We start from the raw sequence: 25,124 nt of genomic DNA on the forward strand, positions 1-25,124 counted from the left end.
GCATAGGTCTTCTTCCTCGGCGGACCGGTAGGGTAGCCCTCTCTGGTTGACTACTGGCAAAAGACAAAATCCCGGAATATTACCAGCCCACAAACCTAAAGGGCGGACCGGCGACCCTTCGCGTCTGGTATGCGTCAGCCCTTGGTTGCGTTTGGTATGCGTCAGCCCCTGTTCACGTCTATTACGGCGTCAGCCGGGGCTAACTCATATCAGACGCGAACAGGGGCTGACGCGTGACAGACGCGAAGGGTCGCGTCTCTACGCCGGGATCATATTGTGTGGGTTGATGACAAATTTTTTGGCAACACCACTGTCGAACTCGGCGTAGCCTTCTGGGGCATCGTCGAGAGAGATTACTTCAACGTTGACCGCTTTGGCAATCTGAATTTTGTCGTACAGGATCGACATCATCAGTTGCCGGTTGTATTTGATGACCGGCGTCTGGCCCGTAAAGAACGAGTGACTTTTGGCCCAGCCCAGGCCAAACCGGATAGACAGGTTACCCGTCTGGGCAGTCTTCTCTTCGGCACCCGGATCGGCCGTTACATACAGACCCGGAATCCCGATGGCACCACCGGCACGGGCGATCTCCATGAGTGAGTTAAGTACGGCTGCCGGTACTTCTTTCTGTACTTCGCCCCCGTGGCCACGTGCTTCAAAACCCACACAGTCGACGGCGCAGTCTACTTCCGGAACGCCGAGTATCTGAGCGATCTGATCGGCCAGAGAAGCGTCTTCGTTCAGGTCGACCGTTTCGCAGCCGATTGAGCGGGCATGTGCCAGACGCGCCTTGTTCATGTCGCCAACGATGACGACAGCCGCGCCCAGCAGTTGTGACGAAGCGGCAGCCGCCATACCTACCGGACCCGCCCCCGCGACATATACGGTTGTGCCGGGACCAACGCCAGCTTTTACGGCACCATGGAAACCCGTCGGGAATATATCGCTGAGCATGGTCAGGTCACGGATTTTTTCCATAGCCTGGGCCTTATCGGGAAAGCGCAGCAGGTTAAAATCGGCGTAGGGCACCATAACGTACTCGGCCTGCCCGCCAATCCAGCCGCCCATATCGACATAGCCATAAGCACCACCCGCCCGTGAGTCGTTCACATTCAGGCAGATACCGGTTTGCTGTTCTTTACAGGTACGGCACCGGCCACAGGCTACGTTGAACGGTACCGAGACCAGGTCCCCTACATTAAGGAACTCTACATCGGAACCCTTCTCGATAACCTCACCCGTTATTTCATGGCCCAGTACCAAGCCTGCTTCGGCCGTTGTCCGGCCACGTACCATGTGCTGGTCCGAACCACAGATGTTGGTTGAAACGACTTTCAGTAACACGCCATGATTAATTTTTTTTCCTTTTGGATTAACCAGTTCGGGAAAGTCGATGCTTTGCACCTCCACTTTTCCCGGCTTAATGTAGACGACACCACGATTGCTGGCCATATCGATATTTAGTTTAGAGGGTTGACTGTTGACACAGGACGACTATCAGGCTACGGCGTCGATGCCTGCCTGCGCTACGGTATGGTCATCTTCTACGGTGCTGCCCGATACACCGATGGCACCAATGACTTCGCCACCGCTCAGGATGGGAATACCACCCGGAAACGTTATCAGGCCATTGTTCGAATGCTCGATGTTGAACAATGGGCCACCGGGCTGCGAAAGCTTCCCCAGTTCACCGGTGGGCATATCGAAGAAACGGGCGGTTTTGGCTTTCCGGATAGAGATGTCGAGCGATCCCAGCCATGCCCCGTCCATGCGGGCGAAAGCGGTTAAGTTAGCCCCGGCGTCGACTACGGCTATGTTCATTTTAAGGCCCAGTTCCTGTGCCTTTTGTTTTGCTGCTTTAACGGCTGTTTCTGCTTGTTCCAGCGTAATTCCCATTTTCATAACGTCGGTGGTTTAGGGCCGACGGTACAAAGGTTGGCGAATCGATAGACAGACTGTAGCGAAATAGTCTCAATAACTTACGCTAAAGTCTTAACTTATTGTAGGGGATTGAGTGGTAAGTAATTGTTAGTGAGAGAATAACGGTATTTTTGGCGACCGTTCATTGCAGAACGGGGCCTGATCGCCTGCGGTTGCCGGTCAAAAAAGTGGACTGTCGGGTAGATTAAAACAAGTATTTACCCCCTTGATTGGTAGGTTTGTCGGGCAGTAAAACAGAAGGCTGCCTGTAGCATTCAACCTATGGTCCGTTCCCTTATTTCTGGCGTAGTCGTAGCTACGCTTATTATGTCGGCTGCCGGTACCCAGCCCCTGGCCATCCGGCAGGAAGACAAGACCATCAGTGTGGTCAACAAAACCGATTTCGATATCGACGCCATCTACCTGTCTGACGTAGATGCGGAGTTGTGGGGAGAGAATATCCTTGACGACGAAGAGGTACTGAAGCCGGGCGAACAGGTTGAGGTGGCCATCGAATGTGGTCGCTGGGATGTCCGGGTCGTAGCACCGACCGATTCGGCATGTGTGCTAGAAGATGTCGATATTTGTGAAAGCAATACCTGGACAATACTGGCCGATTGCTGAACCAGCCTGTATCCATCAAGTAGAATCAGATTATGAATACCGAACAGCCAAACAATCCCCTGCATGGCAAAAAGCTGGAAACGATCCTGCTGTATTTAGTGGATAATTACGGCTGGGACGAACTGGGGGATCGCATTCCTGTCAACTGCTTTCGCCACGATCCCAGTATCAAATCGAGTCTGGTATTTTTGCGGAAGACTCCCTGGGCCCGTCAAAAAGTGGAAGAACTGTACCTGAAGGCAATAGGTATGTAAAAGATTTCCCATTTTTGCCGTTTACTATGTAGTAGCTGTCTTTGTTGACCAAATCGATTTATTCCATGAAAAGGGCACACCTGATTTTTGTTTTTAGTTTGTTGGCAAGTGTTACCAGCTATGGTCAGTATGGCGGTCAATACGGTGGGGGTATGGGTGGCAGGCAGGGTATGGGCGGAGGTCAGTTCAGCCAGCCATCAGGCGGAAGCCGGTCATCGGCGTTCAGTAACATGCCCGGCGTACTGGCCGAGCGCGAAACCAAATGGCTCCGCGACAGCCTGTCGCTGACAAAAGAACAGACGAAATCTGTCAAAAAAGTTAATAATGAGTTTGCTAAGCAGCAGCAGGAGGCCATCAAGGACATCGTTGGCACAAGCACCGAGCGCCCTTCGCCCCAAACGATGGATCAAATTCGGGAAACGATGCTGATGATCAATGAAGAGAAGGAAGATAATCTAAAGCCGATCCTGACTCCTGAGCAGTGGAAGCTGTACAAGAGCAAAAAAGAGAGTATGCGGAAAAGTACGGGTGGTTTTCAGCCAAAAGTGGCTACCAAAGTACCCTGAGTGCTAAGGGAGGCAGGCTAGGGGGCCAGCCAGGTTACCTTGCGGTCCGGCTCATATTGAAACAAAGCCCGTCTCTGTCCGCCCCGACCCAGGTGTAGGTAGTCCATTGCCAATACCCGGCACTCGATAACGGCAAAGTTCTTGCGACCTGCTTCGCTGTCGGCCTCAGTAGGCAGGTCTTCGCCCAGAGCGACCGGGAATCCCGGATAGGGGGTAGGCTGCTCACTGCCGGGTGTTTGCTCGGAGAGGTAGGTCTTGCGGCTACCCACCCATAATTTCTGCCAATGCTCATCGGCGGTATGATCGTCTGTGTGAAGCCGGGTTTCGGCCGTCAGGCGAAGCTGGACCTGGCTGTTTTCATCCCAGAAGACCAGCATCACCGTAGGAAAGGCTTCGAGCTGCATCACTTTCTCCGCGCGCACATCGGTATGGAACCAGATATAGCGACGGACCTCATCGACTTGCCGGAGTACGACCATACGGGCATCGGCCCCACTGGCAGTGTTGGTCGCAACGGTCATGGTCTTGAATCCGGATCGTTCTGTCTGCTCTTTCTCCTGCTTCGTGGCCAGAACAAGTTGTCGCCAGTTATCATGTTCAAGATCAGATAAATTTGGCGATGTACTAGTTGCCTGAATGGCTGGTGTTGGAGGCTGACTCATGAATAAACAAGAAAAAATGGGCGAAAGAAGGTCGCTTTGGATAACCGGATGGTTAATTCAATTGTTCAGTATTCATAGGTTTCACTTCCTTTCGCCCTTACTTTCAGCCGCTATGTGCTACCATAAATCACTCGATGTACCCGCCGTTGAACTCGAAGCCCGCTATGAAGCAGCTTTGCCACCGGATGAAGCGTACCAGCCTGTTTATCACGCGAATGCCTACAATTACCCGGCATGGCCTATTGTAACCCGGCAGGAACCGGGCAAGCTGCAACTGCTTCACTGGGGCCTTATTCCGCGTTGGGCTAAAACCCGGGAGAGTGCAGTCGATATTCGGTCCAAAACGATCAACGCCCGCTCCGAAACGATCTACGAAAAACCATCGTATCGTACAGCCGCTCAGAAAGGGCAGCGTTGCCTCATTCCGGTAACGGGTTTTTATGAGTGGCATACGCTGGGAAGTAAGAAATTTCCTTTTTACATCAATACCACCGACCAGAAGATCGTCTCTATCGCTGGCTTATGGGACGAGTGGCCCGACCCTGACACAGGTGAACTCATCACGACCTATACGCTGCTGACGACCGAGGCCAATCCGCTGGTGGCCGCTATTCATAACACCAAAAAACGCATGCCCTGTGTGCTTACTGCCGATGCTGAGCACGCCTGGCTGCATGACGAACTGAGCGAAACCGACGCGCTGGCGCTGTTGGCTGAGTCATATCCCGCCGACCGAATGCACAGCTATAGTATCAGCAAACGCATCACGTCGAGAACAGACCCTAGTGACGTACCGGAAGTGCTGGCCCCCGCTACCTATCCAGAGCTAAGCAAAAATCCTCAGTTATTTGCTTAAGTAATGGCTCCCGTTTGTCATACAGGCACGCCGTTTGTGTAGAATTCGAAGTTGGAGCCCATTTTAAGCGGATTTTTGGTGCTCTCAATTGTCTTTTTCCGCGAACAAACTGCTTCATTGCCTGTTTACAACGGGCGACATTGGTGTCGCTCTGCATCCTGATTTATGAAAAATACGTTACCCTTTTTGCTAGCCGGTACATTCATGCTGACTGCCTGCGACCTGGCCCTTGCGCAGGTTCCCGCTGTGCCTGCTGGAGACAACCAACGGCCAGCTGTAGCAATACCCGGCACAGCTACCGATGACACTCCACGCGGCAACGCCAAACTCACCGGTGTCGTCGTCGATTCGACCACCGGGAAGCCGGTCGAGTTTGCCAGTATTGCGCTCATCAACGCACAAACTAAAAAACCGATCGATGGAACCGTGGCCGATGATAAAGGCCAGTTTACGCTGAATAAATTACCGCAGGGTGAATTTCAGGTGCTGATCTCCTTCGTTGGTTACCGGAATAAAACGGTGTCAAGCGTTAAACTCGACCGGCGGGGCGACGTAGCGCTGGGTACCGTCAAGCTCGCGCCCGACGTGCGCACCCTCAACGAAGTTCAGGTTGTTGGTCAGCAGGCGCTGGTTGAAGAAAAAGTAGACCGCATTGTGTATAACGCCGATAAAGATGTGACGGCCAAAGGGGGCGACGCCACTGATATCATGCGGAAGGTACCCCTGTTGTCGGTCGATCTGGATGGGAACGTCAGCCTGCGTGGCAGTAGCAACGTGCGGGTGCTGATCAACAACAAACCGAGTACGATTGTGGCCAGCAGCGTTGCCGATGCGTTGAAGCAGATTCCTGCCGACATGATCAAAACGGTGGAGGTGATCACCTCGCCTTCGGCCAAGTACGACGCAGAAGGATCGGCGGGCATCATCAACATCATCACCAAGAAAACCACCTTGCAGGGTTTCACCCTCAACGTTGATTCGGGTGTGGGTAACCGGGGCAGTAACCTCGGCCTGAATGGTAACCTCCGGACGGGGAAAATGGGCTTCAGCCTCAGTGGTTACGGACGGGCCAATTACAATGTCCGGGGTGCCTTCGCCAACACCCAGCAGATTTTTGGCAGCAATGGTACGACAACGACCGAGCAGTCGGCCAGTACCCGCAATCAGGGCGTATTCGGTCAGTATACACTCGGCTGGGATTACGACATTTCGAAGAACAGCGCCATTACCGCGAGCCTCCGCTACGGTGCCCGTAACAACACCGTCTTTCAGGATAACTTCCTGACAAAAACGAGTGGGCTTTATTTCCCGGTCTACAACGCCCGTAATGTAAAAACGGATGATCTGTCGGGCACGGTCGATGCCAACGTCGACTATACCCGCACGTTCGCCAAGCCGCAGCAGGAGATGAGCATCTCGGCGCAATACAGCCGGAACAACCGGAACAATAATTTTATTGCCGACATTCTCAGCGCGACTGATTTCTCGACCATTGCTTCCCGTCAGCAGAACCTGAACGACAGCTACAACCAGGAGTCGACGTTCCAGGCCGATTATCAGACGCCGATTGGTAAGAACCAGCTGATCGAATTTGGTGGTAAAGGAATCTACCGTCAGGTGGAAAGCAGTTTCCGCTACAACTTCGCCACCGGCCCCAACGCTGGATTTCAGATGGATGAAAACCGGCCGGGGAATACGCTGAACTACGATCAGACGATCGGGGCGGGGTATGTATCGTATACGATTACGACCAAAAGCAAGTTTACCATCAAGGCTGGTACGCGGTATGAATTTACCAGTATCAACGCCAATTATTCGCGTACGCAGGCCGGTGAGCAGGGTGCGGCAGCTGGCGAGGATTTAGGTATCCCAAGCTACAGTAACCTGGTGCCGAGCATCAATATTTCGAAGGCGCTGAAAGGAGGCAAAACCATTAAGCTGGCCTATAACCGCCGGTTGCAGCGGCCGGGGATTCAGTTCCTGAACCCGAACATCAACAACTCGAACCCTACTAATATCACCCAGGGCAACCCGTTGCTGTCGCCTGAGTTGACCGACAATTTCGAGCTAAGCAACAGCGCTTATATCAAAAATGTGTACCTGAACGCTACTCTTTTCTACCGGCGCACGAACAACGAAATCACCAGTGTACGCGATACGAATACAACGAGTCTCGGCGAAGTAGCTAACCCTACCTTACCCCAGCCTATCCGGACAACCTACCTGAATATTGGTCGGCAGGAAGCCTATGGTATCAACCTGTTCGGTAATGCAACCCTGTTTTCGAAGTGGCAGATTGGTGGGGGCTTCGATGCCTATTACGCTTCGCTGACCAACAACAGCACACAGGCAATTTACCGCGCTTCGAATGCTGGCTGGGTCGTTACGGGACGGTTTTTTACGAGCCTGAACATCAAAAATGGCTGGGGTCTTCAGGGATTCGGCTTTATCCGGGGCAAGCAGATCCAACTACAGGGGTATCAGGGCGGGTTTGCGTTCTATAGCCTTGGCATGAAGAAAGACATGAAGAACAAACGGGGCAGCTTTGGTATTGCGGCCGAAAATTTCTTCAATCACCCCTTCACGGTGCGCTCCGAATCATCGTCGCCCATCTTCGCTCAGAACAGTACGACGAGTTTGTACAATGCAGGCATACGGGCAAACTTCAGCTATAAGTTTGGGAAGCTGAGCTTCGACCAGCCGCAACGCAAGCGGGGTCGCTCGGTTGAAAATGACGATGTGAAAGGGGGTGAGGGAGGAGAAGGTGGCGGTCAGCAACCTGCCGCCCAGCCCGCACAGGGTGGCGGTGGCCGTCGCCCCAAATAGCCCAGACACATCACAAGAAACGGCAAAGCGGCCGCAAAACTGGGTTAAACCTGTTTTGCGGCCGCTTTGCCATTTGTTATAGCCCTGAAACCTGCTAAATCACCTCATGAGGCCAACCTGGCAGGTCTGTCAGCTATTTTTTACTGCTGAGAACCCGTTCTGCATCAGGGGCAACCGATAGTGCGCTCGTTAACTGATGTGAATTCGGGTTTAGATTTGGCCTGTAGGGCCTTCACAGCGTAGCGTCGCCAGTGCGGTAGAAAAAGGAGCCATTTTTAGGAAACATGTGCCGTCAGGTACATAACCGTTATGTACCTGACGGCACATGGACGCTGCTGAAATCAAATTGTCCTACCGCTCCGGCGACCTACCAACGCTGCGCTGTAAAGGCCCTAACGGGCCAAAACAAGGGCAGCTTAATCCTCAATTCACGTTAACCATTAAACCAGGTCGAGGAGGAGGCTCTTTTCCCGGGCCTGCTCATTCAGCAATTCATTGTAGCTGGCCGCCCGCGCCTGCAGCAGTTCTTCTGCCTGGTGCTTCTGCTGGTCAGCTAACGCCAGAAGCGCTTCCTCCTTATTCGCTAACGCTTCCAGTGCCAGTCGTTCGGTTTGGTGGCGGGTTTTCATAAGGCGATGAATGCTGTTCTGGAAGGTCAGTAAGCTCTGCTGTTCAATCAGGTGCTTTCTGTCGAGTTGTTTGATCCGGAATTCGGACTTCAGTTCTTCGGCAACCGGTTCCTGTTGGTCCGTTACAGGCTGGATGTTCTCTTTTTCGGGAAGTGGTGCTTCGTAACCTGCCTTTGCCGGTTGACAATGCCTGCAGTCGAGGGGGGTGGTCTGAATGACTTTTCCATGCGTCAACGCACGGTCGAGCACCCGCTCGTAGTCTGGATACGGCCCATCCCAGAAGCCGGTTTTGTTTTGGGTAACCTTACGTTGCATACCCTGACCCTGGCGGCAGTAGGGGCAGGCCGCGCGGTGAATGGTTATGCGAAGGGGGCGGAGATAAACGTAGCAGTAGAAACTCATTTCAGTTGAGGCAGTGTAATGAAGTAAAGTTCCTCACCTGTGCCTGCTGCACCAAAAGAAGCAGGTGGAAGCGGGATTTCTGTCCGTTGAATGACGAAATTAAGGCCCCCAGTTCACGAACAGCTGCCTTATTAATTCAATTCCAGCGATTACCAGGTACACTATTTCTCATCTTTCAGGGCCAATTGTACCAGCTCAAAGCTGCTGGTGACGCCCGCTTTGCGGATGATACTGGCCCGTTGGTTGGCAACCGTATTGGGGCTGATCGTGAACCGCTCGGCGATCTGCCGGTTGCTCATGCCCTGCGTCAGGCAGGTAAGTATCTGGGCTTCGCGGGCCGTTATTTTCTGCCATACCGAGCCCGGTCGTACCCGTTCCGGCTCCGGATCGGGCTCGCTGGTCTGGTACGCTGAGTCTGCCATGAATTGCTTGATAATAATAGAAGAGGCACTGGGAGGATAGTAGAATTCTCCGGTAGCCACTGAGCGGACAGCCCGCAGAATCTCTTCCTCGTTGGTGTCTTTCAGCAGATAGCCAGCCGCTCCGTGCTGAACCGCCTTCAGGATATAATCCGGATTGTGGTGCATGCTGAAGATGAGTATCCTGACGTTGGGATACTGCTTGCTCACTACCTTCGTTACGTCGATGCCCGACATGCGGGGCATGGTAATATCGAGTAACAGAACGTCTGGCTTAACCTCCGGAATCATGTCAATGGCATAATCGCCGTCGGTAGCTTCGCCAACAACGTCAATATCTGTTTCGTCTTCCAGTAAGGTCCGGATTCCTTTTCTGACTACGGCGTGGTCATCGGCAATGAGAAGTCGTATGGACATAGCTAGTGAAGTAACGGATCGGTGAGGGTCAATTTAACCCATATTTTGGTTCCCTTTTTTAACTTCGAACTGATCTTGAGCTCACCGTTCAGCAGGCGAACCCGGGTGCTTATGTTATCGAGTCCTTTGGAGGAAGAACTATACAAGGGTACGTTCTCAGCCGCCGGGGCAGTAAACCCGTTGCCATCGTCGGCCACCGTCAGAATGACATTGTTTCGGGTGTGGTTCAACGTCATCCAGATGGCTTTAGGGTCAGCATGTTTAACGGCATTATTGAGGGCTTCCTGCCCAATTCGATACAGGCTTATGGCTGTAGCCGGGCTTAAGCGTATGTTTCGGTCGTCGCCCTCGTAGAACACGGGAATGCCTGACGTCTGGGTCGACTGGTCGGCCAGGAGCTTGAGAGCCGCACCCAGTCCGAAGTCACCCAGTACCGAGGGCATCAGGTTGTGGGAAATCTGCCGGGTGGCCTGAATGGTGTCCTGGATCAGCGCCGTCAGCTCGTCGAAGCGTGTGCGCTGCTTTTCGTCCGTAAACGGCCCCTTTTTAATGCTGCCCGCCTGTAGCTTCAGCCCCGTTAGCATCTGGCCGATACCGTCGTGAAGCTCGCGGGCAAACCGCCGTCGCTCCTCTTCCTGCCCTTCCAGCAGGGCCGCCGACCGAACCGTGTCTTCTGCCCGCTGCAACTGGTATTTTTCGTCTTCGATCCGAAGAAGCTCCGTTTGCGTATCGGTGAGTTTGCGGTTCGTCACGGCCAGTGTGCGGTTGGCTGTTTCCAGTTGCTCGTTTACCAGCCGGAGGGCTTCTTCGGACTCAGACAGCATGCGAACCGTGTTCCGGGTGTGGCGGACAACGGGCCGGAAAATGAACAGCCCTTCGATCAAGACCACCAGCAGCGTCGTTAGCCCCAGTATCCACTCGACCCGTTCGAGGTACCGAACCCGCGCAAAACTTTCGGCATCGAACCGGAAGACGATGTCATTCATCTGCCGGAGGTAGGCGGGTTCATCCCGCAGCACCACCTGGAGGGCCTGCTGTTTCTGAGCCGGGCTGGAGCCAGCCTCATTGATGCGGACGAAGCTTTGCCGGAGGGATTCAAAAGCAGGGTCGATCCGGGTAAACATGCTGTCGATCACGGCACTCTTGCGTACCGCATAGGTTTTCTCCATCCGTAGCATGCCCTGGCGCAACTGCATGTGGCTCGTGCTCCAGGTGGTTAACAACGAGTCGAAGTGGACATTATCCATTGCCGTTACCCCCCCGGTCTTTAATAGCGACAGCTTGGTAAGCCGCTGGCTCAGCATCCGTTGCCGCCCTGCCACATTCAGTACCCGGCTGTCGTCATAGTGGTTGTTAATGGTGTCTTTGATGAACAGGAGCCCGCTGACAGTCAATACGGCCAGTATCGTGAGGGCCATCACGTAAAAGCGTGTTAGTCGGCGGGCTACCTGCTGATCGAGTTGCGACATACTTACTCGAAGCCAAGGTATACGATGCCCTCGGTGACCCTGACGGGATAGGTGCTGATCTGGTAGCCGTCGTCAGTAAGACACTGGCCGGTCTGTAGCGAAAACGTCTTTTTATGGAACGGACAGGCCACTTTGGGCTCATCGTTCTGGCTACCGATCATACCCCGCGAAAGTGCCATTTGCTGACGGTGCGGACATTCGTTATCGGTAGCATACCACTCGCCCCGCCGGGCAAAGTTAAAGATCGCGATCTGCCGCCCGTCGATGAGTACACACGCCCCGCCATCTTCGGGAACGTGATCGACTGAACAGGCAGGATACCAGGTAATTTCGTCTTTATTGATTGTGAGTGTTTCCATGTGGTTAAAATGATTTTGGCTGGAAATGTTGAGAGATTTACGGGCTGTAACCAGTGTGTATGTGGGGAGAATACGTGGTGTCGGGTCCTGGAGCGCCAGCCCGGTCAGACCCGACACCCACGTATTCTCCCCACATACACACCCCAACTAAGGCCCGACACCGTGGATGCACGAAACAGGTTCAGGTTGTTTGTGCCGGTCAAGCCCACTCTTTGGCCCGCTTCTGATCGCGCAGCGCGTCAAACTGAACCGTAGGGTCTTTCTGTTCGGGCATGTTGACAAAGTGGGAGAAACGGGCGCGAAGTGCCGGGCTATCCACGACCTCTTTCCACTCGCATTTGAAGGTATCCACCAGTAACTGCATCTCACGTTCCAGATCACTGGTGATACCCAGCACATCGTCGATAATGACAGCCCGCAGGTAGGTCATGCCGCCTTCCAGTTTATTGAGCCAGGTGGCCGTGCGCGTGAGCGGGTCGGCGGTTTTGATGTAGAACATCAGGAACCGGTCGATGTAGCGGATACACGTTTCTTTGTCCACGTCAGAGGCCAGCAACTGGGCGTGTTGCGGTTTCGAGCCGCCGTTGCCGCCTATGTACAGATTCCACCCTTTTTCGGTGGCGATGATACCAAAGTCCTTGCTCTGGGCTTCGGCGCATTCGCGAATGCAGCCCGACACCCCCGATTTGATTTTGTGTGGCGACCGAATGCCTTTGTAGCGTTCTTCAACCTCAATCGCGAACGAGACGGAATCCTGCACGCCAAATCGGCACCAGGTGCTGCCCACGCAACTTTTTACGGTACGCAGCGATTTGCCATAGGCATGACCACTCTCGAAACCGGCGGCTATAAGCTCTTCCCAGATGATCGGTAAGTCGCCAACGTGTGCCCCGAACAGGTCAATCCGCTGGCCGCCGGTAATTTTGGTGTAGAGACCATATTTTTTGGCTACCTGTCCAATCACGATCAGCTTATCGGGGGTGATTTCGCCACCCGGAATGCGGGGAACGACCGAATATGTACCACCTTTCTGGATATTGGCCAGATACCGGTCGTTCGAATCCTGAATCGTGGCCCGGCCTTTCTCCAGAATGTTCTCGTTCCACAGGCTCGCCAGGATAGACGCCACAGCCGGTTTGCACACCTCACAACCATCCCCATGACCAACCTGATCGATCACGGCGTCGAAGGTTTTCAGGCTGTTGATTTTTACCAGATCCAGCAATTCCTGCCGGGTGAAGTCGAAGTGTTCGCAAAGGATATTACGAACATAGACGCCCTTTTGCTTCATGACACCCTGAATGATGTCTTTCACCATAGGCGTACAGCCTCCGCAACCGGTACAGGCTTTCGTTGCTTTCTTGAGCGCATCGACCGTATTATGACCGTTCTCCCCGATTTCGTGGCAAAGCATGGCTTTCGTAACCGCTTCGCAGGAGCAGATCAGCGCATCGTCGGGAAGGCTCATGACTCCCGCTCCCGCTTCTTCACCCCCTCTGGAGCCCAGAATCAGGTCTTCGGGATTGGGAGGAAGCACGGTTTTGTTCTTGCAGGTTTGCAGCAGCATATTGTATTGTTCTGCATCGCCTACCAGAATGCCGCCCAACAATTCTTTGCCATCGGCCGATATATTGATCCGCTTATAAACACCCTTTGCCTTGTTTTCGTAAACGATGGACGTGCAGCCGTCCGATTCGCCGGCAAATGGCTCGCCAAACGAACCTACGTCGGTACCAATCAACTTTAGCTTCGTGGACATGTCGTAGGGCTTGAACTCTTTTTCGTGGCCCATCAAACGTGACGCTACTACGTCGGCCATCTCATTGCCCGGTGCTACCAGTCCATAAATCATGTGGTGGGCTACGGCACATTCGCCAATAGCGAAAATAGCCGGGTCGGATGTTTGCAGGAAGTTATCGACAAGGATTCCCCCACGCGGGTGGGTTTCTATACCCGATGCTTTGGCCAGTTCATCACGTGGCCGGATACCCGCCGAGATAACCAGCATATCAACGTCTATGCGCGAGCCATCGGCAAACAGCATGCCTGTAATAGCCTCGTCGCCGGTAATTTCCTGGGTGCTTTTCGACAGGTGAATCGTCAGCCCCAGCGATTCCAGCTGCCGTTGCAGAACACCTGAACCGGCGGCGTCAATCTGACGTGGCATCAGGCGGGGAGCAAACTCTACTACGTGTGCTTCGTCCATGCCCAGGTCGAGCAGGGCTTTCGCGGCTTCCAGACCAAGCAGGCCACCACCCAATACGGCCCCCTTCCGGGCCGACCCAGGCCGGGCTTTTCGTGCGTAGGACTGGATAAGGTCGAGGTCTTCTATGGTACGGTATACAAAGACGCCGTCCTTTTCGACGCCAGCCACGGCGGGGACAAAGGCCCCCGAGCCGGTGGCCAGTACCAGATAGTCATAGGCAACTACGACGCCATGATGGGAACGAACCTCTTTGCGTTCCCGGTCGATGTCGACAACGGGATCGGTGAGATAAAGCGTAATGCCGTTATCGGCATACCAGCTCTGGGGCGCAAGCGTCAGATCGTCGGCGGTTTTGCCATCGAAATACGCACTTAAATGGACCCGGTCGTAGGCTACACGAGGCTCTTCCCCAAAAACCGTTAGTGTAAACCGTTGTTCGTTTTTCTCTTTGGCTACTAATTTCTCGCAGAACTTGTAGCCCACCATGCCGTTGCCAATGACGACGACACGTCTATTTGTGTTTGTGCTCATAGTTAATTGTAACTATAACATTGTGAAAACCCTGTTTTATTATTGCATTAATCTAAGAAAATAGCCTTTTTCCTCCCAAAATAGGCTAGTCAAAAGTAAGAGGTGTTTTGTTGAAAACCTAATGTATTATTTTGTTAATAGTTAATAATGAAGCATATTTTTTTGTTAAACGCTTGTTTATGCGAATTTCATCTCTACTTTTGATCCATCAATCGGAGATAGTGGTGTATAGCTATGAATAGTACAATACCACTATCAAACTCTTACTCGTTAAGTCAGATGAAGCCAAAGCTAACACTCGTGGGGGCGGGTCCCGGCGACGGCGAATTGATCACCTTAAAAGGGATCAGGGCGCTTCGACAAGCCGACGTTGTTTTATACGACGATCTGGCCAATCACACTTTACTGGACTTTGCACCCGAAGCCGCGTCTACGATTTATGTAGGTAAACGGGCAGGGAAAGCGTCGTTTACGCAGCAGGAAATTAATGAGTTGATCGTTCGGTGCGCTCAGGAATACGGCCACGTGGTTCGGCTTAAAGGGGGCGACCCGTATGTATTCGGACGTGGTTTTGAAGAGCAGGAGTATGCCCGTCAGTATGGTATACAGTGCGAGGTAGTGTCGGGGGTATCGAGTTGTATAGCCGTACCCGCATCGCAGGGCATACCCGTAACCAGCCGGGGTGTAAGCGAGAGCTTTTGGGTGATCACCGGCACGACCCGGAAAGGCGAACTTTCGGACGATTTACGGCTGGCCGTTCAATCCAAAGCAACGGTCATTGTATTGATGGGCATGGGTAAACTGGATGAACTCTGTGCGATGTATTGCCAGGCCGGGCGTGGCCATTTGCCCATGGCAATCGTACAGAACGGAACACGTGCTGATGAACAGTGCGTAATTGGTCAGGTCTGGAATATGCCGATGCTGGCAGCAGAACAAGGCGTGGGGGCGCCTGCTGTGCTGGTTATCGGTGAAGTCGTTTCGCTACACCCGTCGTATCTGGCGGCCTGTATGCAGAATGTATCCATGGCTCAGACCCGGCCCCTTTAGGGGTTAGGGCAAAAAAAAGCCGATCCGGTGTGGGGGCACCTTTGGATCGGCTAAACAGGGTTTGTCTATGCTTAACACAAACGTTTCAAAGAAAATGAAAAAAAACAGGTAAAGCAAATCAGCATCTTCCTGCCACTGGCCGCGCGATAGCCCGCCAGTCTTCTCCGTCGCGCCTTCCGCGCTTTCATTCCAGCCTGTTCTTCACGCTCTTACTCCCTCTCGGGTAAGCTACCTCTCTATTGTCTCTACCGTTCACTTTCTTCTTGATCTGATTGCCTATTTTATGAAATCTACACGCAAACTGGGGGCGTTGGCAGGTGTTATCCTGCTGCTGACCCAATCAACGATATTCGCACAGTTCTCGCTCATTGGTCAGGTTCGCACCCGTACTGAACTGCGCAACGGGCTGGGTAACCTGGCCCCGAAAGATGCCCCGGCGGCTTTTTTTACCTCCCAGCGCACTCGCCTTACGTTCGGCTACAAATGGGATCGTGTACAATTTCAGACGTCTGTTCAGGATGTTCGCGTATGGGGTCAGGATGCGGCTACTATTAATAATGCCGATGGGAATCGCCTGATGGTTCACGAAGCCTGGGCCGAGGTAACGCTGGCAAACAGTGCCGACACGACGATAAAATTTAAAGCACTTCAGAATCTTTCCCTCAAAATAGGCCGTCAGGAGCTTGTTTATGACGATGTGCGGCTACTGGGTAACCTCGACTGGCTGCAACAGGGACGCCGGTTCGATGCGGCTCTTCTGAAAGGACAGCACATGGGGTGGGCACTTGACCTAGGCGTTGGCTTCAACCAGAATACGGATGCATTTGGTACGGTAGGCGATAATTACACACCGGGCAACGTACCTCAGTCGGCGCTGTCGAACAAAAATGTGACGCTGGCGATTCCGGCGGGTTTTATTCCAACCGCCGGAAAAGGGGGTGCTCCGGTACTGGCAACGCCACTGAGCACGAACGGCCAGAACCAGCAGTTCAAGTCGTTTCAAATGGCGTACCTGACGCGCAAATTCAATCAAACGAAATTCTCGGCACTGTTCTTTAAAGACGACTTTCAAAAGTACCGGGCCGACTCACTTGGTACCGCCACGGCTGGTTACGTATATGGGAGACGTTATGACGTTGCGGGCACAAATTCGCGCAAGACATACGGGGCCATGCTCACAGGCCAGTTGGGCAACACATCCTCAAAATTGGGCAAAGTTCAATGGCAGGCGTTTGCCTATGGGCAGGGCGGGAAAGACCGCGATGGTTTGACAATCAAAAAAGCGTATCACTATGGCGGTAACGTCATGTTCCAGAAAGGGCTGTTAAGTGTTGGCCCCGGCTACGAAGTGCTGTCGGGTAACGATGCGACCACGATTCGGTCGGGCCAAACCAGCCGATTCGATCCGCTGTATGGTACGCCACACCGTCACTGGGGGTATATGGACTACTTCTATGTGGGCACCGGTTCGCCCGCTGGTGGGTTGAAAGATGCGTTTCTGAAGTTCAAATACACAGCAACCCGACTGACTACCACCTTCGATATTCACTACTTTGCCCTGGCCGCCCCCACCTACAACAAAATGGCCGATGCGCCCGCCGGTTCGCTATTGTCGAATAAGCTGGGTATAGAATATGACTTCGTGGCGAACTACGCCCTCAATAAATTCACCAATCTGGAATTTGGCTATTCGGTCATGAATGGCACGAACAGTCTGGAATATGCCAAGCAAGGGACGATGGGCCAGAAAGATCATATCGGTACCTGGTCTTACCTGATGATCAACATTCGCCCGGATTTCTTCTACGCCAAACCCGTAGCGATCAAGCAGTAGTGCAATTTGATGGCGGGTCTGACCGGGCTGGCGCTCCAGAACCCGACACCACAACTGAACAAACACATGAAAAAGACATACATCTTACTTTTTGCCCTGATTTCTACTGCTGTTGTCGCTACGATGATGGCGCTCAAACCGGCACCAGAGCCTATTCGGCTTGGCTTTATCCCGCTGACAGACTGTGCACCACTGGTAGTGGCCAAAGAGATGGGCTTTTTTGCGAAACACGGCGTCGATGTGGTGCTGACCAAAGAATCATCCTGGGCTAACATCCGCGATAAAGTCCTGAACGGCGAACTGGATGGGGCACACTGCCTGTTCTCCATGCCTTTCTCGGTTTATACGGGCATTGGCGGTAAAGCGGGTTCGGAGATGAAGATCGCGATGGTGCTCAACAATAACGGGCAGGCCATCACCCTTTCAAAAGATTTCTGCGGGCTGGTTGGCTTCAAGGAAATGGGTAAAGTAGCCGGCGCTGTCAAAGCGGTTCAAGGCCGCAAAGAAGTAACCTTCGCCATGACATTCCCGGGTGGAACGCACGATATGTGGCTCCGTAACTGGATGGCTGCGGCCGGTATAAATCAGAAATCGGTTGGCATCATCACCATTCCACCCCCGCAAATGGTTGCCAACATGCGCGTCGACAACATGGAAGGCTTTTCGGTGGGCGAACCCTGGAATAGCGTCGCGGCTGCTCAGAACATCGGTTTTACGCAGATTGCCAGCCAGGATATCTGGAAACACCACCCCGAAAAAGCCCTTGTCGTAAACAGTCAGTTTTCGACCGCCCGTCGCGAAGACCTCAAGAAAGTGATGGCCGCTGTGCTGGAAGCCTGCCAATGGCTCGACAACATGGGAAACCGTAAAAAGGCCGCTGCCTGGCTCACCAAGCCCTATTATGTCAACGCACCACTGGCCGCAATCGAATCCCGTTTGATGGGTTCCAACGATCTGGGCTGTGAGTTGGGCGTGCAGAAATACAAGGACGATTACATGACCTTTTACAACAAAGGCTTTGTGAACATGCCCCGCAAATCGCACGCTATGTGGTTTATGGCGCAGTACATGCGCTTCGGGCTGATCAAAAACGCGCCTGACTACAAAGGCATCGCCGAAAAACTTGTCCTCGACGACCTCTACGCCGAAGTGGCCAAATCAATGAACATTCCCCTGCCAACCGACGAGATGAAGTCGTTCAAGACGACTTACGATGTGGCGTTCGACCCGAACAACGTCGGCGCGTATCTGGCAAGTGCTAAGAAATAAGTATTGATCACAGCCAAATCGAACAACCATGAACCGATTACTGAATTACCAAACCTACTTGCCGGTGCTGTATTTTCTGGCGAGCATGAGCATACTGATTGGCATCTGGGCCTTAATCTCCGTCGTGACCAACAACGACATTCCAACCCCCGGCATGACGTGGGTGGTGTTCAAAGAGATGATCGCCACGCCTTTTTACGACTACGGCTCAAACGATAAAGGTATCGGTAACCAACTGGTTAGCTCATTAGGTCGTGTGTTCACTGGTTTTGCGTTGGGCACGGTGGTAGCGGTTCCGTTGGGCTTGATCATGGGTGCATCGCCGGTTGGTATGCGTTTACTGAATCCAATAGTGCAGATTTTGCGCCCCGTTTCACCATTGGCCTGGTTTCCCCTTGGGCTGCTGGCGTTCAAAGCCGCTGCCGGTGCAACGATCTTTATCATTTTCATTACAAGCCTGTGGCCCACGCTCATCAATACGGCCTTCGGGGTATCGAGCATTCCGCAGGATCATAAGAACGTAGCTAAAGCCTTTGGTTTTTCGACCTGGCGCTATGTGCGACGGGTGGTGATTCCGTATGCGTTGCCACACATCATTACGGGCCTTCGCCTGAGTATGGGCGTCGCGTGGCTGGTGATTGTAGCGGGCGAAATGCTATCAGGAGGTATGGGCATTGGCTTCTTCGTTTGGGATAGCTGGAATGCGCTGAGTCTGGAAAAAATTCTCTGCGCCATCCTGATTATCGGCACCGTAGGGCTGCTGCTCGACAAGGGGTTCGATGCGTTGCAGAAGCAGTTTGCGTATAGTTAGACCTGTTGAGCGCTTACAGTTTTCATCCTGATACAACCATTTAACGAACCATGAACACACAAATTCAAACCACACTCGTTGATTCGGCCAACGAGTTCCATAAACTGTCGCGCCAAACAAACATTGACATACGCGACCTGACAATCTCGTTCAAAACCCCGAAAGGCGTTTATACGGCTGTCAAAGACATCAACCTCCAGGTTGCCAAAGGTGAAATTGTCAGCATCATCGGGCATTCGGGCTGTGGCAAGTCGACCCTGATGAACGCCATTTCGGGTATGGTGAAGCCCAGCAAGGGCGAAGTCATTGCCAACGGAAAGGTAGTAAAGGGGCCTGGTCCTGATCGCGGTATCGTGTTTCAGAACTACTCGCTGTTGCCCTGGCTGTCGGTGTATAAGAATATTTTCGAAGCCGTGGATTCGGTGATGACCGGTAAAACCCGCGCCGAAAAACTCACCATCGTTGAGGATAACCTCAAGATGGTGAATCTGTGGGAGCATAAAGACAAACTGCCGGGTCAGTTGTCGGGCGGGATGAAACAGCGCGTCGCCATTGCTCGGGCCTTTGCCATCAACCCCAGTATTTTGTTGCTGGATGAGCCATTTGGGGCGTTGGACGCGCTTACGAAAGGCTCCATGCACATTGAGTTGCTGAAACTCTGGAATCTGGACAACCGCAACAAGACCATCGTCATGGTGACCCACGACATCGAAGAAGCCATCTTCCTCAGCGACCGCGTCGTGGTTATGAACAACGGCCCCGAAGCGACCATCCGTGAGATTGTGGATGTGCCGCTGGATCGCCCCCGCAACAAAAAAGCCATCGCCCACGACCCGGTTTACATGGATATCCACGACCGTCTGCTGAACCTCTTGTTTGACAAATTCTCCATTGAAGATTAAGCATTACCGCTCTTACTCAATCAAACTATGCAAACGAACAAACCCCTCGAATCGCTGAATGTACTCAGTTTCAATGGTGTACAGATGCGGACTTTCCACATTACGTGGCTTACTTTCTTTGTCTGTTTCTTCGGTTGGTTCGGGCTGGCCCCGCTGATGCCCGCCATTCGGGCCGATCTGGGCCTGACAAAACCAGAGGTGGGTAATACCATCATTGCGGCCGTATCGGCTACCATTCTGGCCCGTCTGGTTATTGGCCGGTTGTGCGATACCTGGGGACCGCGTAAAACCTATACCGCCTTGCTTGTACTGGGTTCTTTGCCGGTCATGTTCGTTGGCCTGGCGCATGATTACACCACATTCCTGTTGTTCCGGCTGGCAATTGGCGTCATTGGCGCATCGTTCGTCATCACGCAGTTTCATACGTCGATCATGTTTGCCCCCAAAATCAAAGGCACCGCTAATGCCGTAGCGGGTGGCTGGGGCAACCTCGGAGGGGGAATCACCCAACTGGCGATGCCGCTTATCATGGCCGCTATTGTTGGTTTCGGCTACACAAAGCCCGAAGCGTGGCGGCTGGCTATGATTTTTCCGGGCGTTTTGATGCTTATCATGGCGTTCGTTTATTACCGTTTCACCAAAGACACACCGGCGGGTAACTATAGTGAGGTCGAACGGTCGGTAGCAACGGGCGAAAAAGTGAGTTTCTGGAAAGCCTGTTCCGATATCCGGGTTGGGGCGCTGGCGCTGGCCTATGCCTGCTGCTTCGGTATGGAAATTACCTTCGATGGCGTGGCCGCGCTTTACTTCTTCGATAATTTCAAACTCGAAGAAACACAGGCCGGTTTCTGGGCCATGCTCTTCGGCGGGATGAATATTTTTGCCCGCGCTCTGGGAGGCATTGTTGCCGACAAAGTGGGAAACAAATACGGCATGCGCGGCAAAGGCGTTTTGCTGGCCGGTATGCTGGTGCTGGAAGGGGCCGGTATTATGTTATTTGCCCAGGCGGGTAGCCTGCCGATGGCTATTCTGTCGATGATTACGTTCGCGTTATTTCTGAAAATGTCCAATGGCAGCACCTACGCCATTGTTCCCTTCGTGAACCCCAAAGCCGTGGGTGTTATCTCTGGCGTTGTTGGTGCCGGTGGCAATCTCGGCGGTATGCTGATGGCCTTCCTGTTCAAATCTCAGTCAATCAGTTACGGACAGGCCTTTATGTACATTGGCTGCATCGTGGTTGCCGTTGGCGCACTCTTGTTCTTAGTGAATTTCGGTAAAGAAGTGGTTGTAGAACCCGTAGAGACGGAATTGCAATTGAATTAAGGGAGGAGGGAGAAGGGAAAAAAGGAGAAAGTAAACTTGTACACATTCTATTCCCTTCCTCCTTTCCTCCCTTTCCTCCCTTTCCTCCCTTTCCTCCCTTTCCTCCCTTTCCTCCTTTCCTCCCTTCCTCCCTTCCTCCCTTCCTCCTTTCCTCCCTTCCTCCCTCTCCTCCCTCTCCTCCCTTTTCTTTCCTCTCCTCCTTTCTCCCCAAAAATCATGACTCATCAAACGACCTGTTGTTATTGTGGTGTTGGCTGTGGCATTGTCGTCAAACAGGAAGCGAACGGACGATTGACCGTTGAGGGCGATAAGCAGCACCCGTCGAATAAGGGGATGCTTTGCTCGAAGGGCATGAATCTGCATTATACCGTCATGGATCAGTCGGATCGGTTGCTGTATCCGCAAATGCGGCTCAACCGCAACATGCCCATGCAGCGGGTAAGTTGGGATGCCGCACTGGAGCGCACAGCCGCCGTTTTCAGGACGTTTATTCAGAAATACGGCCCCGACTCGGTCGCGTTTTATGTGTCGGGGCAGTGCCTTACCGAAGAATATTACCTGGTTAATAAGCTCATAAAAGGGTTTATCGGGTCGAACAACATAGATACCAATTCCCGGCTGTGTATGAGTTCGGCGGTGGTAGGCTATAAGCTATCCCTCGGCGAAGATTCGGTGCCGGTCTGTTACGACGACATCGAAGAAGCCGACGTTTTTCTGGTTCAGGGCGCCAATCCGGCCTGGTGCCACCCCATTATCTGGCGTCGGATTGAAGCGCACAAGGCGGCTAATCCGAACGTCAAAATCATTTGCGTCGACCCGCGTAAAACCGATACGGCCCGGTCTTCAGACCTTCATTTACCCATCCGGCCCGGTACAGACATTGTGCTGAACAACGCCATTGGCCGGTTGCTGATTGAGAACGGCGACATCGACGTTGACTTCATAACCAATCATGCCGACGGCTTCACGGCCTACAGCGAGCAGGTCATGCAGCGCACGCTCGACGAAGCCGCTGAGATTTGTGGGATTAACGCCGATGGTATTCGGCAGGCCGCCGACTGGATTGGTCGCTCGAAGGGTTTTCTGTCGTTGTGGACAATGGGGCTAAATCAGTCGGTTATCGGGGTAAATAAAAATCTCGCCCTTATTAACCTGCATCTGATTACGGGTCGCATTGGCAAACCCGGCAATGGCCCCTTTTCGCTCACGGGCCAGCCCAACGCAATGGGCGGTCGCGAGACGGGAGGATTAGCCAACGTGTTGCCCGCGCACCGCGACGTAACAAATGCGGCTCACCGCGCCGAAGTGGAAGCGTTCTGGAACAGCCCGGTCAAAATCGCGTCCAAACCCGGCCTGACCGCTACCGAAATGTTCGAGGCCCTGGGCAACACTTCGTTAAAAGCCATCTGGATTATCAATACGAATCCATTGGTAAGCATGCCCGATGTCAATGCCGTCGAAAAAGCCCTGAAAAATGCCCGTTTTGTTGTCGTTCAGGACGTATCGAGCCGGGCCGATACGGTACAGTTTGCCGATGTGGTGCTTCCCGCTGCGGCCTGGCTCGAAAAAGAGGGCACCATGACCAACGCTGAACGTCGGATTGCGCATCTCCCTAAAGTGCTCGACGCACCCGGCGAAGCTTTGCCTGACTCAGAGATTATCTGGCGGTTTGCCCGGAAAATGGGTTTCGGCGATGCCTTCCCGTACGAAAATACATCGGAAGTTTACGACGAATATGCCCAACTCACTGCTGGCACGAACGTCGATATTACGGGTGTAAATTACGCGTTGCTCAAGGAGAAACGCACCATACAATGGCCGTATAGAAAGGGAGAAGGGAGAAAGGAGGGAAGGGAAGAGGGGACAAAAAGACTATTCACCGATCATACCTTCTATACACCCAATGGCCGCGCACAAATCCACGCGGTGCCCGACGAAAATACCTCAGAGCCTACCGATGCTGACTTTCCGCTTGTCTTAACCACTGGTCGTATTCGCGACCAGTGGCACACCATGACCAAGACCGGGCGGGTGGCCAAACTGAACCAGCATAGTCCGCAACCCTTCCTGCAAATCCACCCCGACGATGCCAGGGCCCGGAACATCGAAGAGGGCCAATTAATTGAGGTGCGCGGACGCCGGGGCGAAGTGCGTGTGAAAGCGCAACTGACGGATGATGTACGGCCGGGATTGTGTTTTCTGCCGATGCACTGGGGAAAGGTTTTGTCTGGTAAATCGGGTGAAAGCAACCTGAACCGGGCCAACAACCTGACAAACGCGCTCGTTGACCCACGCTCCAAAGAGCCGGATTTCAAGTTCTCGGCGGTGGAAGTTGTACCCTTTAGCAAGCCGGTTGAAAAGATCATCATTATCGGTGCCGGTTCGGCTGGATTGGGCTTTATCAATGCGTATCGCGCGTTGAAATCGGGTCGCGTCGACAGTCCCACGACGCCGGTTAATGATGAAATGCATGTGTTCTCCAAAGAGATTTTCCCTTTCTACAACCGCGTTCTGTTGCCCGATTATATAAGTGGGGCGCAGTCGTGGGATCAACTCGTCAAGCTGCGCGAAGACCAGTTTGAAGAAGCCCGTATCATCGTTCACAAAGGCGTTGGTATTGCCCATATTGACCGGAATGCGAAGGTGGTCGTCGATACGGATGGCGTTGAACATACCTACGACAAAATTTTACTCGGTACGGGAAGCCGGGCATTTATGCCCAAAGGAATACCCCGTTTGCCGGGTATTTTCAATATGCGCTCGCGGCTCGATGCCGATTCGCTCATGCCATTTCTCAATCAAGAGAATCCTCATGCCGTCATTGTTGGGGGTGGATTGCTGGGGCTGGAACTGGCGGCTTCCCTTCGGCAAATTGACGTTCGGGTAACGGTTATTCAGCGGGTGGGCCGATTTATGGAGCGCCAGCTCGACCCGCTATCCAGCGAACTGCTCTATCTGGAACTCCTTGATCGGGGCATCGATGTCTATTTTAATGAAGAAGTCCAGACCTTCATGGGAACGGATCAGGTTGAGGGCGTTCAGTTGAAATCAGGTAAGAAGATTGATTGTCAGGTCGTTGTCGTTGCTATTGGAACGGTTCCCAATATCGAACTTGCCCGCGAGGCCGGTTTGATATGCAACCGGGGCGTGGTGGTGAATGATTACCTGCAAACCTCCGACCCCAGCATTTTTGCCGCTGGCGAAGTGGCCCAATGGAACGGCCAGATGTGGGGCATTACGCTGGCCGCCGAACAACAGGCCGAAACAGCCGCTCGTTTCATAGCCGGGGATGTGTCGCAGCCCTACAAAGGCAGTCTGTCGATCAGCATTCTGAAAATGGAAGGCCTGCACCTGTGCAGCATGGGCATGACCGAAGTACCGCCCAATGCCGGTCCTGAATTTGAAGAGATCATTTTTATCGACAAGTCGAAGCGATATTACAAGAAATGTATTGTGCAGGGCGACAAGCTCGTAGGAGCTATTTTAGTTGGTGATAAGAACGAGTTTGCTGAATTCCGCGAGTTGATTGCCAACGGCACCGAGCTTTCCGAGAAACGGCTCCAACTTCTGCGCGCCAGCAAACAGGTTGACCCTGTCGAAGGCAAGCTGGTCTGTTCCTGCAACACGGTCGGGCAGGGAAACCTGGAGCGGGCGATACAGGCAGGCTGCACCGATTTTCAGCAATTATGCCAGAAAACCGGTGCCGGAACCGGCTGCGGCTCGTGTCGACCGGAGGTTAGGAGCATTCTTTTATCAATGAGCGAATTAGTGATTGAGTGAATGAGCGATTGATTG

Annotated in this window: 21 protein-coding genes; 12 read left to right on the forward strand and 9 right to left on the reverse strand. The window is 53.1% G+C overall.

Annotation, left to right across the window (positions count from 1 at the left end; translation table 11 throughout):
- Positions 1 to 258: 258 nt before the first annotated feature.
- A complete protein-coding gene (fdhA, locus tag FH603_RS00005) occupies positions 259 to 1,452 on the reverse strand; it encodes a formaldehyde dehydrogenase, glutathione-independent (RefSeq protein WP_186734765.1) in 1,194 nt (397 codons plus the stop codon).
- Positions 1,453 to 1,497: 45 nt separating this feature from the next.
- Complete coding sequence (locus tag FH603_RS00010; protein ID WP_186735249.1) at positions 1,498 to 1,896, reverse strand: GlcG/HbpS family heme-binding protein; 399 nt, start codon at positions 1,894 to 1,896, stop codon at positions 1,498 to 1,500.
- A gap of 306 nt (positions 1,897 to 2,202) precedes the next feature.
- Between FH603_RS00010 and FH603_RS00015 the strand changes: the two genes are divergently transcribed.
- From FH603_RS00015 to FH603_RS00025, 3 genes are all read left to right on the forward strand, one after another.
- On the forward strand, positions 2,203 to 2,544 hold the full coding sequence (locus FH603_RS00015; protein WP_186734767.1) for a hypothetical protein: 342 nt from the start codon (positions 2,203 to 2,205) through the stop codon (positions 2,542 to 2,544).
- Between the two features lie 32 nt (positions 2,545 to 2,576).
- Entirely contained in the window at positions 2,577 to 2,798 is a 222-nt protein-coding gene (locus FH603_RS00020) for a VF530 family protein (protein ID WP_186734769.1), read from the forward strand.
- Positions 2,799 to 2,863: 65 nt separating this feature from the next.
- Entirely contained in the window at positions 2,864 to 3,364 is a 501-nt protein-coding gene (locus FH603_RS00025) for a hypothetical protein (RefSeq protein WP_186734771.1), read from the forward strand.
- Positions 3,365 to 3,381: 17 nt separating this feature from the next.
- Here the strand turns inward: FH603_RS00025 and FH603_RS00030 are convergent, their stop codons facing one another.
- Positions 3,382 to 4,026, reverse strand: a complete 645-nt coding sequence (locus FH603_RS00030) for a pyridoxamine 5'-phosphate oxidase family protein (protein ID WP_186734773.1) — start codon at positions 4,024 to 4,026, stop codon at positions 3,382 to 3,384.
- 112 nt (positions 4,027 to 4,138) lie between these two features.
- On the opposite strand from FH603_RS00030, the gene FH603_RS00035 reads away from it, so the two are divergent.
- Both FH603_RS00035 and FH603_RS00040 read left to right on the forward strand, forming a co-directional pair.
- Entirely contained in the window at positions 4,139 to 4,882 is a 744-nt protein-coding gene (locus FH603_RS00035; RefSeq protein ID WP_186734775.1) for an SOS response-associated peptidase, read from the forward strand.
- 165 nt (positions 4,883 to 5,047) lie between these two features.
- Positions 5,048 to 7,708 carry a TonB-dependent receptor gene (locus FH603_RS00040; protein WP_186734777.1) on the forward strand — a complete coding sequence of 887 codons (2,661 nt, stop codon included), beginning with the start codon at positions 5,048 to 5,050 and terminating at the stop codon, positions 7,706 to 7,708.
- A 440-nt stretch (positions 7,709 to 8,148) separates the two neighbouring features.
- Here the strand turns inward: FH603_RS00040 and FH603_RS00045 are convergent, their stop codons facing one another.
- The 5 genes from FH603_RS00045 to nirB form a co-directional block, all read right to left on the reverse strand.
- Positions 8,149 to 8,739, reverse strand: a complete 591-nt coding sequence (locus FH603_RS00045; RefSeq protein ID WP_186734779.1) for a hypothetical protein — start codon at positions 8,737 to 8,739, stop codon at positions 8,149 to 8,151.
- 161 nt (positions 8,740 to 8,900) lie between these two features.
- Positions 8,901 to 9,575 (reverse strand): response regulator transcription factor, encoded by a 675-nt coding sequence (locus FH603_RS00050; protein ID WP_186734781.1) that lies wholly within the window; start codon positions 9,573 to 9,575, stop codon positions 8,901 to 8,903.
- A gap of 2 nt (positions 9,576 to 9,577) precedes the next feature.
- Positions 9,578 to 11,044: an ATP-binding protein gene (locus FH603_RS00055; RefSeq protein WP_186734783.1), complete on the reverse strand. Its 1,467-nt coding sequence runs from the start codon at positions 11,042 to 11,044 to the stop codon at positions 9,578 to 9,580.
- Between the two features lie 2 nt (positions 11,045 to 11,046).
- The gene (gene nirD, locus FH603_RS00060; RefSeq protein WP_186734785.1) at positions 11,047 to 11,403 is read right to left on the reverse strand and encodes a nitrite reductase small subunit NirD; all 357 of its coding nucleotides are present in this window, start codon (positions 11,401 to 11,403) and stop codon (positions 11,047 to 11,049) included.
- Positions 11,404 to 11,602: 199 nt separating this feature from the next.
- Positions 11,603 to 14,140 (reverse strand): nitrite reductase large subunit NirB, encoded by a 2,538-nt coding sequence (gene nirB, locus FH603_RS00065; protein ID WP_186734787.1) that lies wholly within the window; start codon positions 14,138 to 14,140, stop codon positions 11,603 to 11,605.
- Between the two features lie 279 nt (positions 14,141 to 14,419).
- On the opposite strand from nirB, the gene cobA reads away from it, so the two are divergent.
- The 6 genes from cobA to FH603_RS00095 all read left to right on the forward strand — a co-directional run bounded on the left by cobA (position 14,420) and on the right by FH603_RS00095 (position 21,329).
- The gene (gene cobA, locus FH603_RS00070) at positions 14,420 to 15,190 is read left to right on the forward strand and encodes a uroporphyrinogen-III C-methyltransferase (protein WP_186734789.1); all 771 of its coding nucleotides are present in this window, start codon (positions 14,420 to 14,422) and stop codon (positions 15,188 to 15,190) included.
- A gap of 283 nt (positions 15,191 to 15,473) precedes the next feature.
- On the forward strand, positions 15,474 to 17,024 hold the full coding sequence (locus tag FH603_RS00075) for an alginate export family protein (RefSeq protein WP_186734791.1): 1,551 nt from the start codon (positions 15,474 to 15,476) through the stop codon (positions 17,022 to 17,024).
- 66 nt (positions 17,025 to 17,090) lie between these two features.
- Complete coding sequence (locus FH603_RS00080; protein ID WP_186734793.1) at positions 17,091 to 18,293, forward strand: CmpA/NrtA family ABC transporter substrate-binding protein; 1,203 nt, start codon at positions 17,091 to 17,093, stop codon at positions 18,291 to 18,293.
- A 28-nt stretch (positions 18,294 to 18,321) separates the two neighbouring features.
- The gene (gene ntrB, locus FH603_RS00085; RefSeq protein WP_186734795.1) at positions 18,322 to 19,104 is read left to right on the forward strand and encodes a nitrate ABC transporter permease; all 783 of its coding nucleotides are present in this window, start codon (positions 18,322 to 18,324) and stop codon (positions 19,102 to 19,104) included.
- A 50-nt stretch (positions 19,105 to 19,154) separates the two neighbouring features.
- A complete protein-coding gene (locus FH603_RS00090; protein WP_186734797.1) occupies positions 19,155 to 20,006 on the forward strand; it encodes an ABC transporter ATP-binding protein in 852 nt (283 codons plus the stop codon).
- Between the two features lie 27 nt (positions 20,007 to 20,033).
- On the forward strand, positions 20,034 to 21,329 hold the full coding sequence (locus FH603_RS00095) for an MFS transporter (protein ID WP_186734799.1): 1,296 nt from the start codon (positions 20,034 to 20,036) through the stop codon (positions 21,327 to 21,329).
- Here FH603_RS00095 and FH603_RS00100 read toward each other — a convergent pair.
- On the reverse strand, positions 21,267 to 21,554 hold the full coding sequence (locus FH603_RS00100) for a hypothetical protein (protein ID WP_186734800.1): 288 nt from the start codon (positions 21,552 to 21,554) through the stop codon (positions 21,267 to 21,269). The two genes, FH603_RS00095 and FH603_RS00100, sit on opposite strands and share 63 nt — an antisense overlap.
- On the opposite strand from FH603_RS00100, the gene FH603_RS00105 reads away from it, so the two are divergent.
- Complete coding sequence (locus FH603_RS00105; protein ID WP_186734802.1) at positions 21,546 to 25,109, forward strand: nitrate reductase; 3,564 nt, start codon at positions 21,546 to 21,548, stop codon at positions 25,107 to 25,109. The genes FH603_RS00100 and FH603_RS00105 overlap by 9 nt on opposite strands.
- Positions 25,110 to 25,124 lie beyond the last annotated feature (15 nt).

The organism is Spirosoma utsteinense (assembly GCF_014282275.1).
In the GTDB taxonomy this organism is placed as follows: domain Bacteria; phylum Bacteroidota; class Bacteroidia; order Cytophagales; family Spirosomataceae; genus Spirosoma; species Spirosoma utsteinense.

Coding starts and splice junctions, on each gene's coding strand:
- fdhA (WP_186734765.1), bottom strand. CDS start 1,452: ATGGCCAGCAATCGTGGTGTCGTCTACATTAAGCCGGGAAAAGTGGAG.
- FH603_RS00010 (WP_186735249.1), bottom strand. CDS start 1,896: ATGGGAATTACGCTGGAACAAGCAGAAACAGCCGTTAAAGCAGCAAAA.
- FH603_RS00015 (WP_186734767.1), top strand. CDS start 2,203: ATGGTCCGTTCCCTTATTTCTGGCGTAGTCGTAGCTACGCTTATTATG.
- FH603_RS00020 (WP_186734769.1), top strand. CDS start 2,577: ATGAATACCGAACAGCCAAACAATCCCCTGCATGGCAAAAAGCTGGAA.
- FH603_RS00025 (WP_186734771.1), top strand. CDS start 2,864: ATGAAAAGGGCACACCTGATTTTTGTTTTTAGTTTGTTGGCAAGTGTT.
- FH603_RS00030 (WP_186734773.1), bottom strand. CDS start 4,026: ATGAGTCAGCCTCCAACACCAGCCATTCAGGCAACTAGTACATCGCCA.
- FH603_RS00035 (WP_186734775.1), top strand. CDS start 4,139: ATGTGCTACCATAAATCACTCGATGTACCCGCCGTTGAACTCGAAGCC.
- FH603_RS00040 (WP_186734777.1), top strand. CDS start 5,048: ATGAAAAATACGTTACCCTTTTTGCTAGCCGGTACATTCATGCTGACT.
- FH603_RS00045 (WP_186734779.1), bottom strand. CDS start 8,739: ATGAGTTTCTACTGCTACGTTTATCTCCGCCCCCTTCGCATAACCATT.
- FH603_RS00050 (WP_186734781.1), bottom strand. CDS start 9,575: ATGTCCATACGACTTCTCATTGCCGATGACCACGCCGTAGTCAGAAAA.
- FH603_RS00055 (WP_186734783.1), bottom strand. CDS start 11,044: ATGTCGCAACTCGATCAGCAGGTAGCCCGCCGACTAACACGCTTTTAC.
- nirD (WP_186734785.1), bottom strand. CDS start 11,403: ATGGAAACACTCACAATCAATAAAGACGAAATTACCTGGTATCCTGCC.
- nirB (WP_186734787.1), bottom strand. CDS start 14,140: ATGAGCACAAACACAAATAGACGTGTCGTCGTCATTGGCAACGGCATG.
- cobA (WP_186734789.1), top strand. CDS start 14,420: ATGAAGCCAAAGCTAACACTCGTGGGGGCGGGTCCCGGCGACGGCGAA.
- FH603_RS00075 (WP_186734791.1), top strand. CDS start 15,474: ATGAAATCTACACGCAAACTGGGGGCGTTGGCAGGTGTTATCCTGCTG.
- FH603_RS00080 (WP_186734793.1), top strand. CDS start 17,091: ATGAAAAAGACATACATCTTACTTTTTGCCCTGATTTCTACTGCTGTT.
- ntrB (WP_186734795.1), top strand. CDS start 18,322: ATGAACCGATTACTGAATTACCAAACCTACTTGCCGGTGCTGTATTTT.
- FH603_RS00090 (WP_186734797.1), top strand. CDS start 19,155: ATGAACACACAAATTCAAACCACACTCGTTGATTCGGCCAACGAGTTC.
- FH603_RS00095 (WP_186734799.1), top strand. CDS start 20,034: ATGCAAACGAACAAACCCCTCGAATCGCTGAATGTACTCAGTTTCAAT.
- FH603_RS00105 (WP_186734802.1), top strand. CDS start 21,546: ATGACTCATCAAACGACCTGTTGTTATTGTGGTGTTGGCTGTGGCATT.
- FH603_RS00100 (WP_186734800.1), bottom strand. CDS start 21,554: ATGAGTCATGATTTTTGGGGAGAAAGGAGGAGAGGAAAGAAAAGGGAG.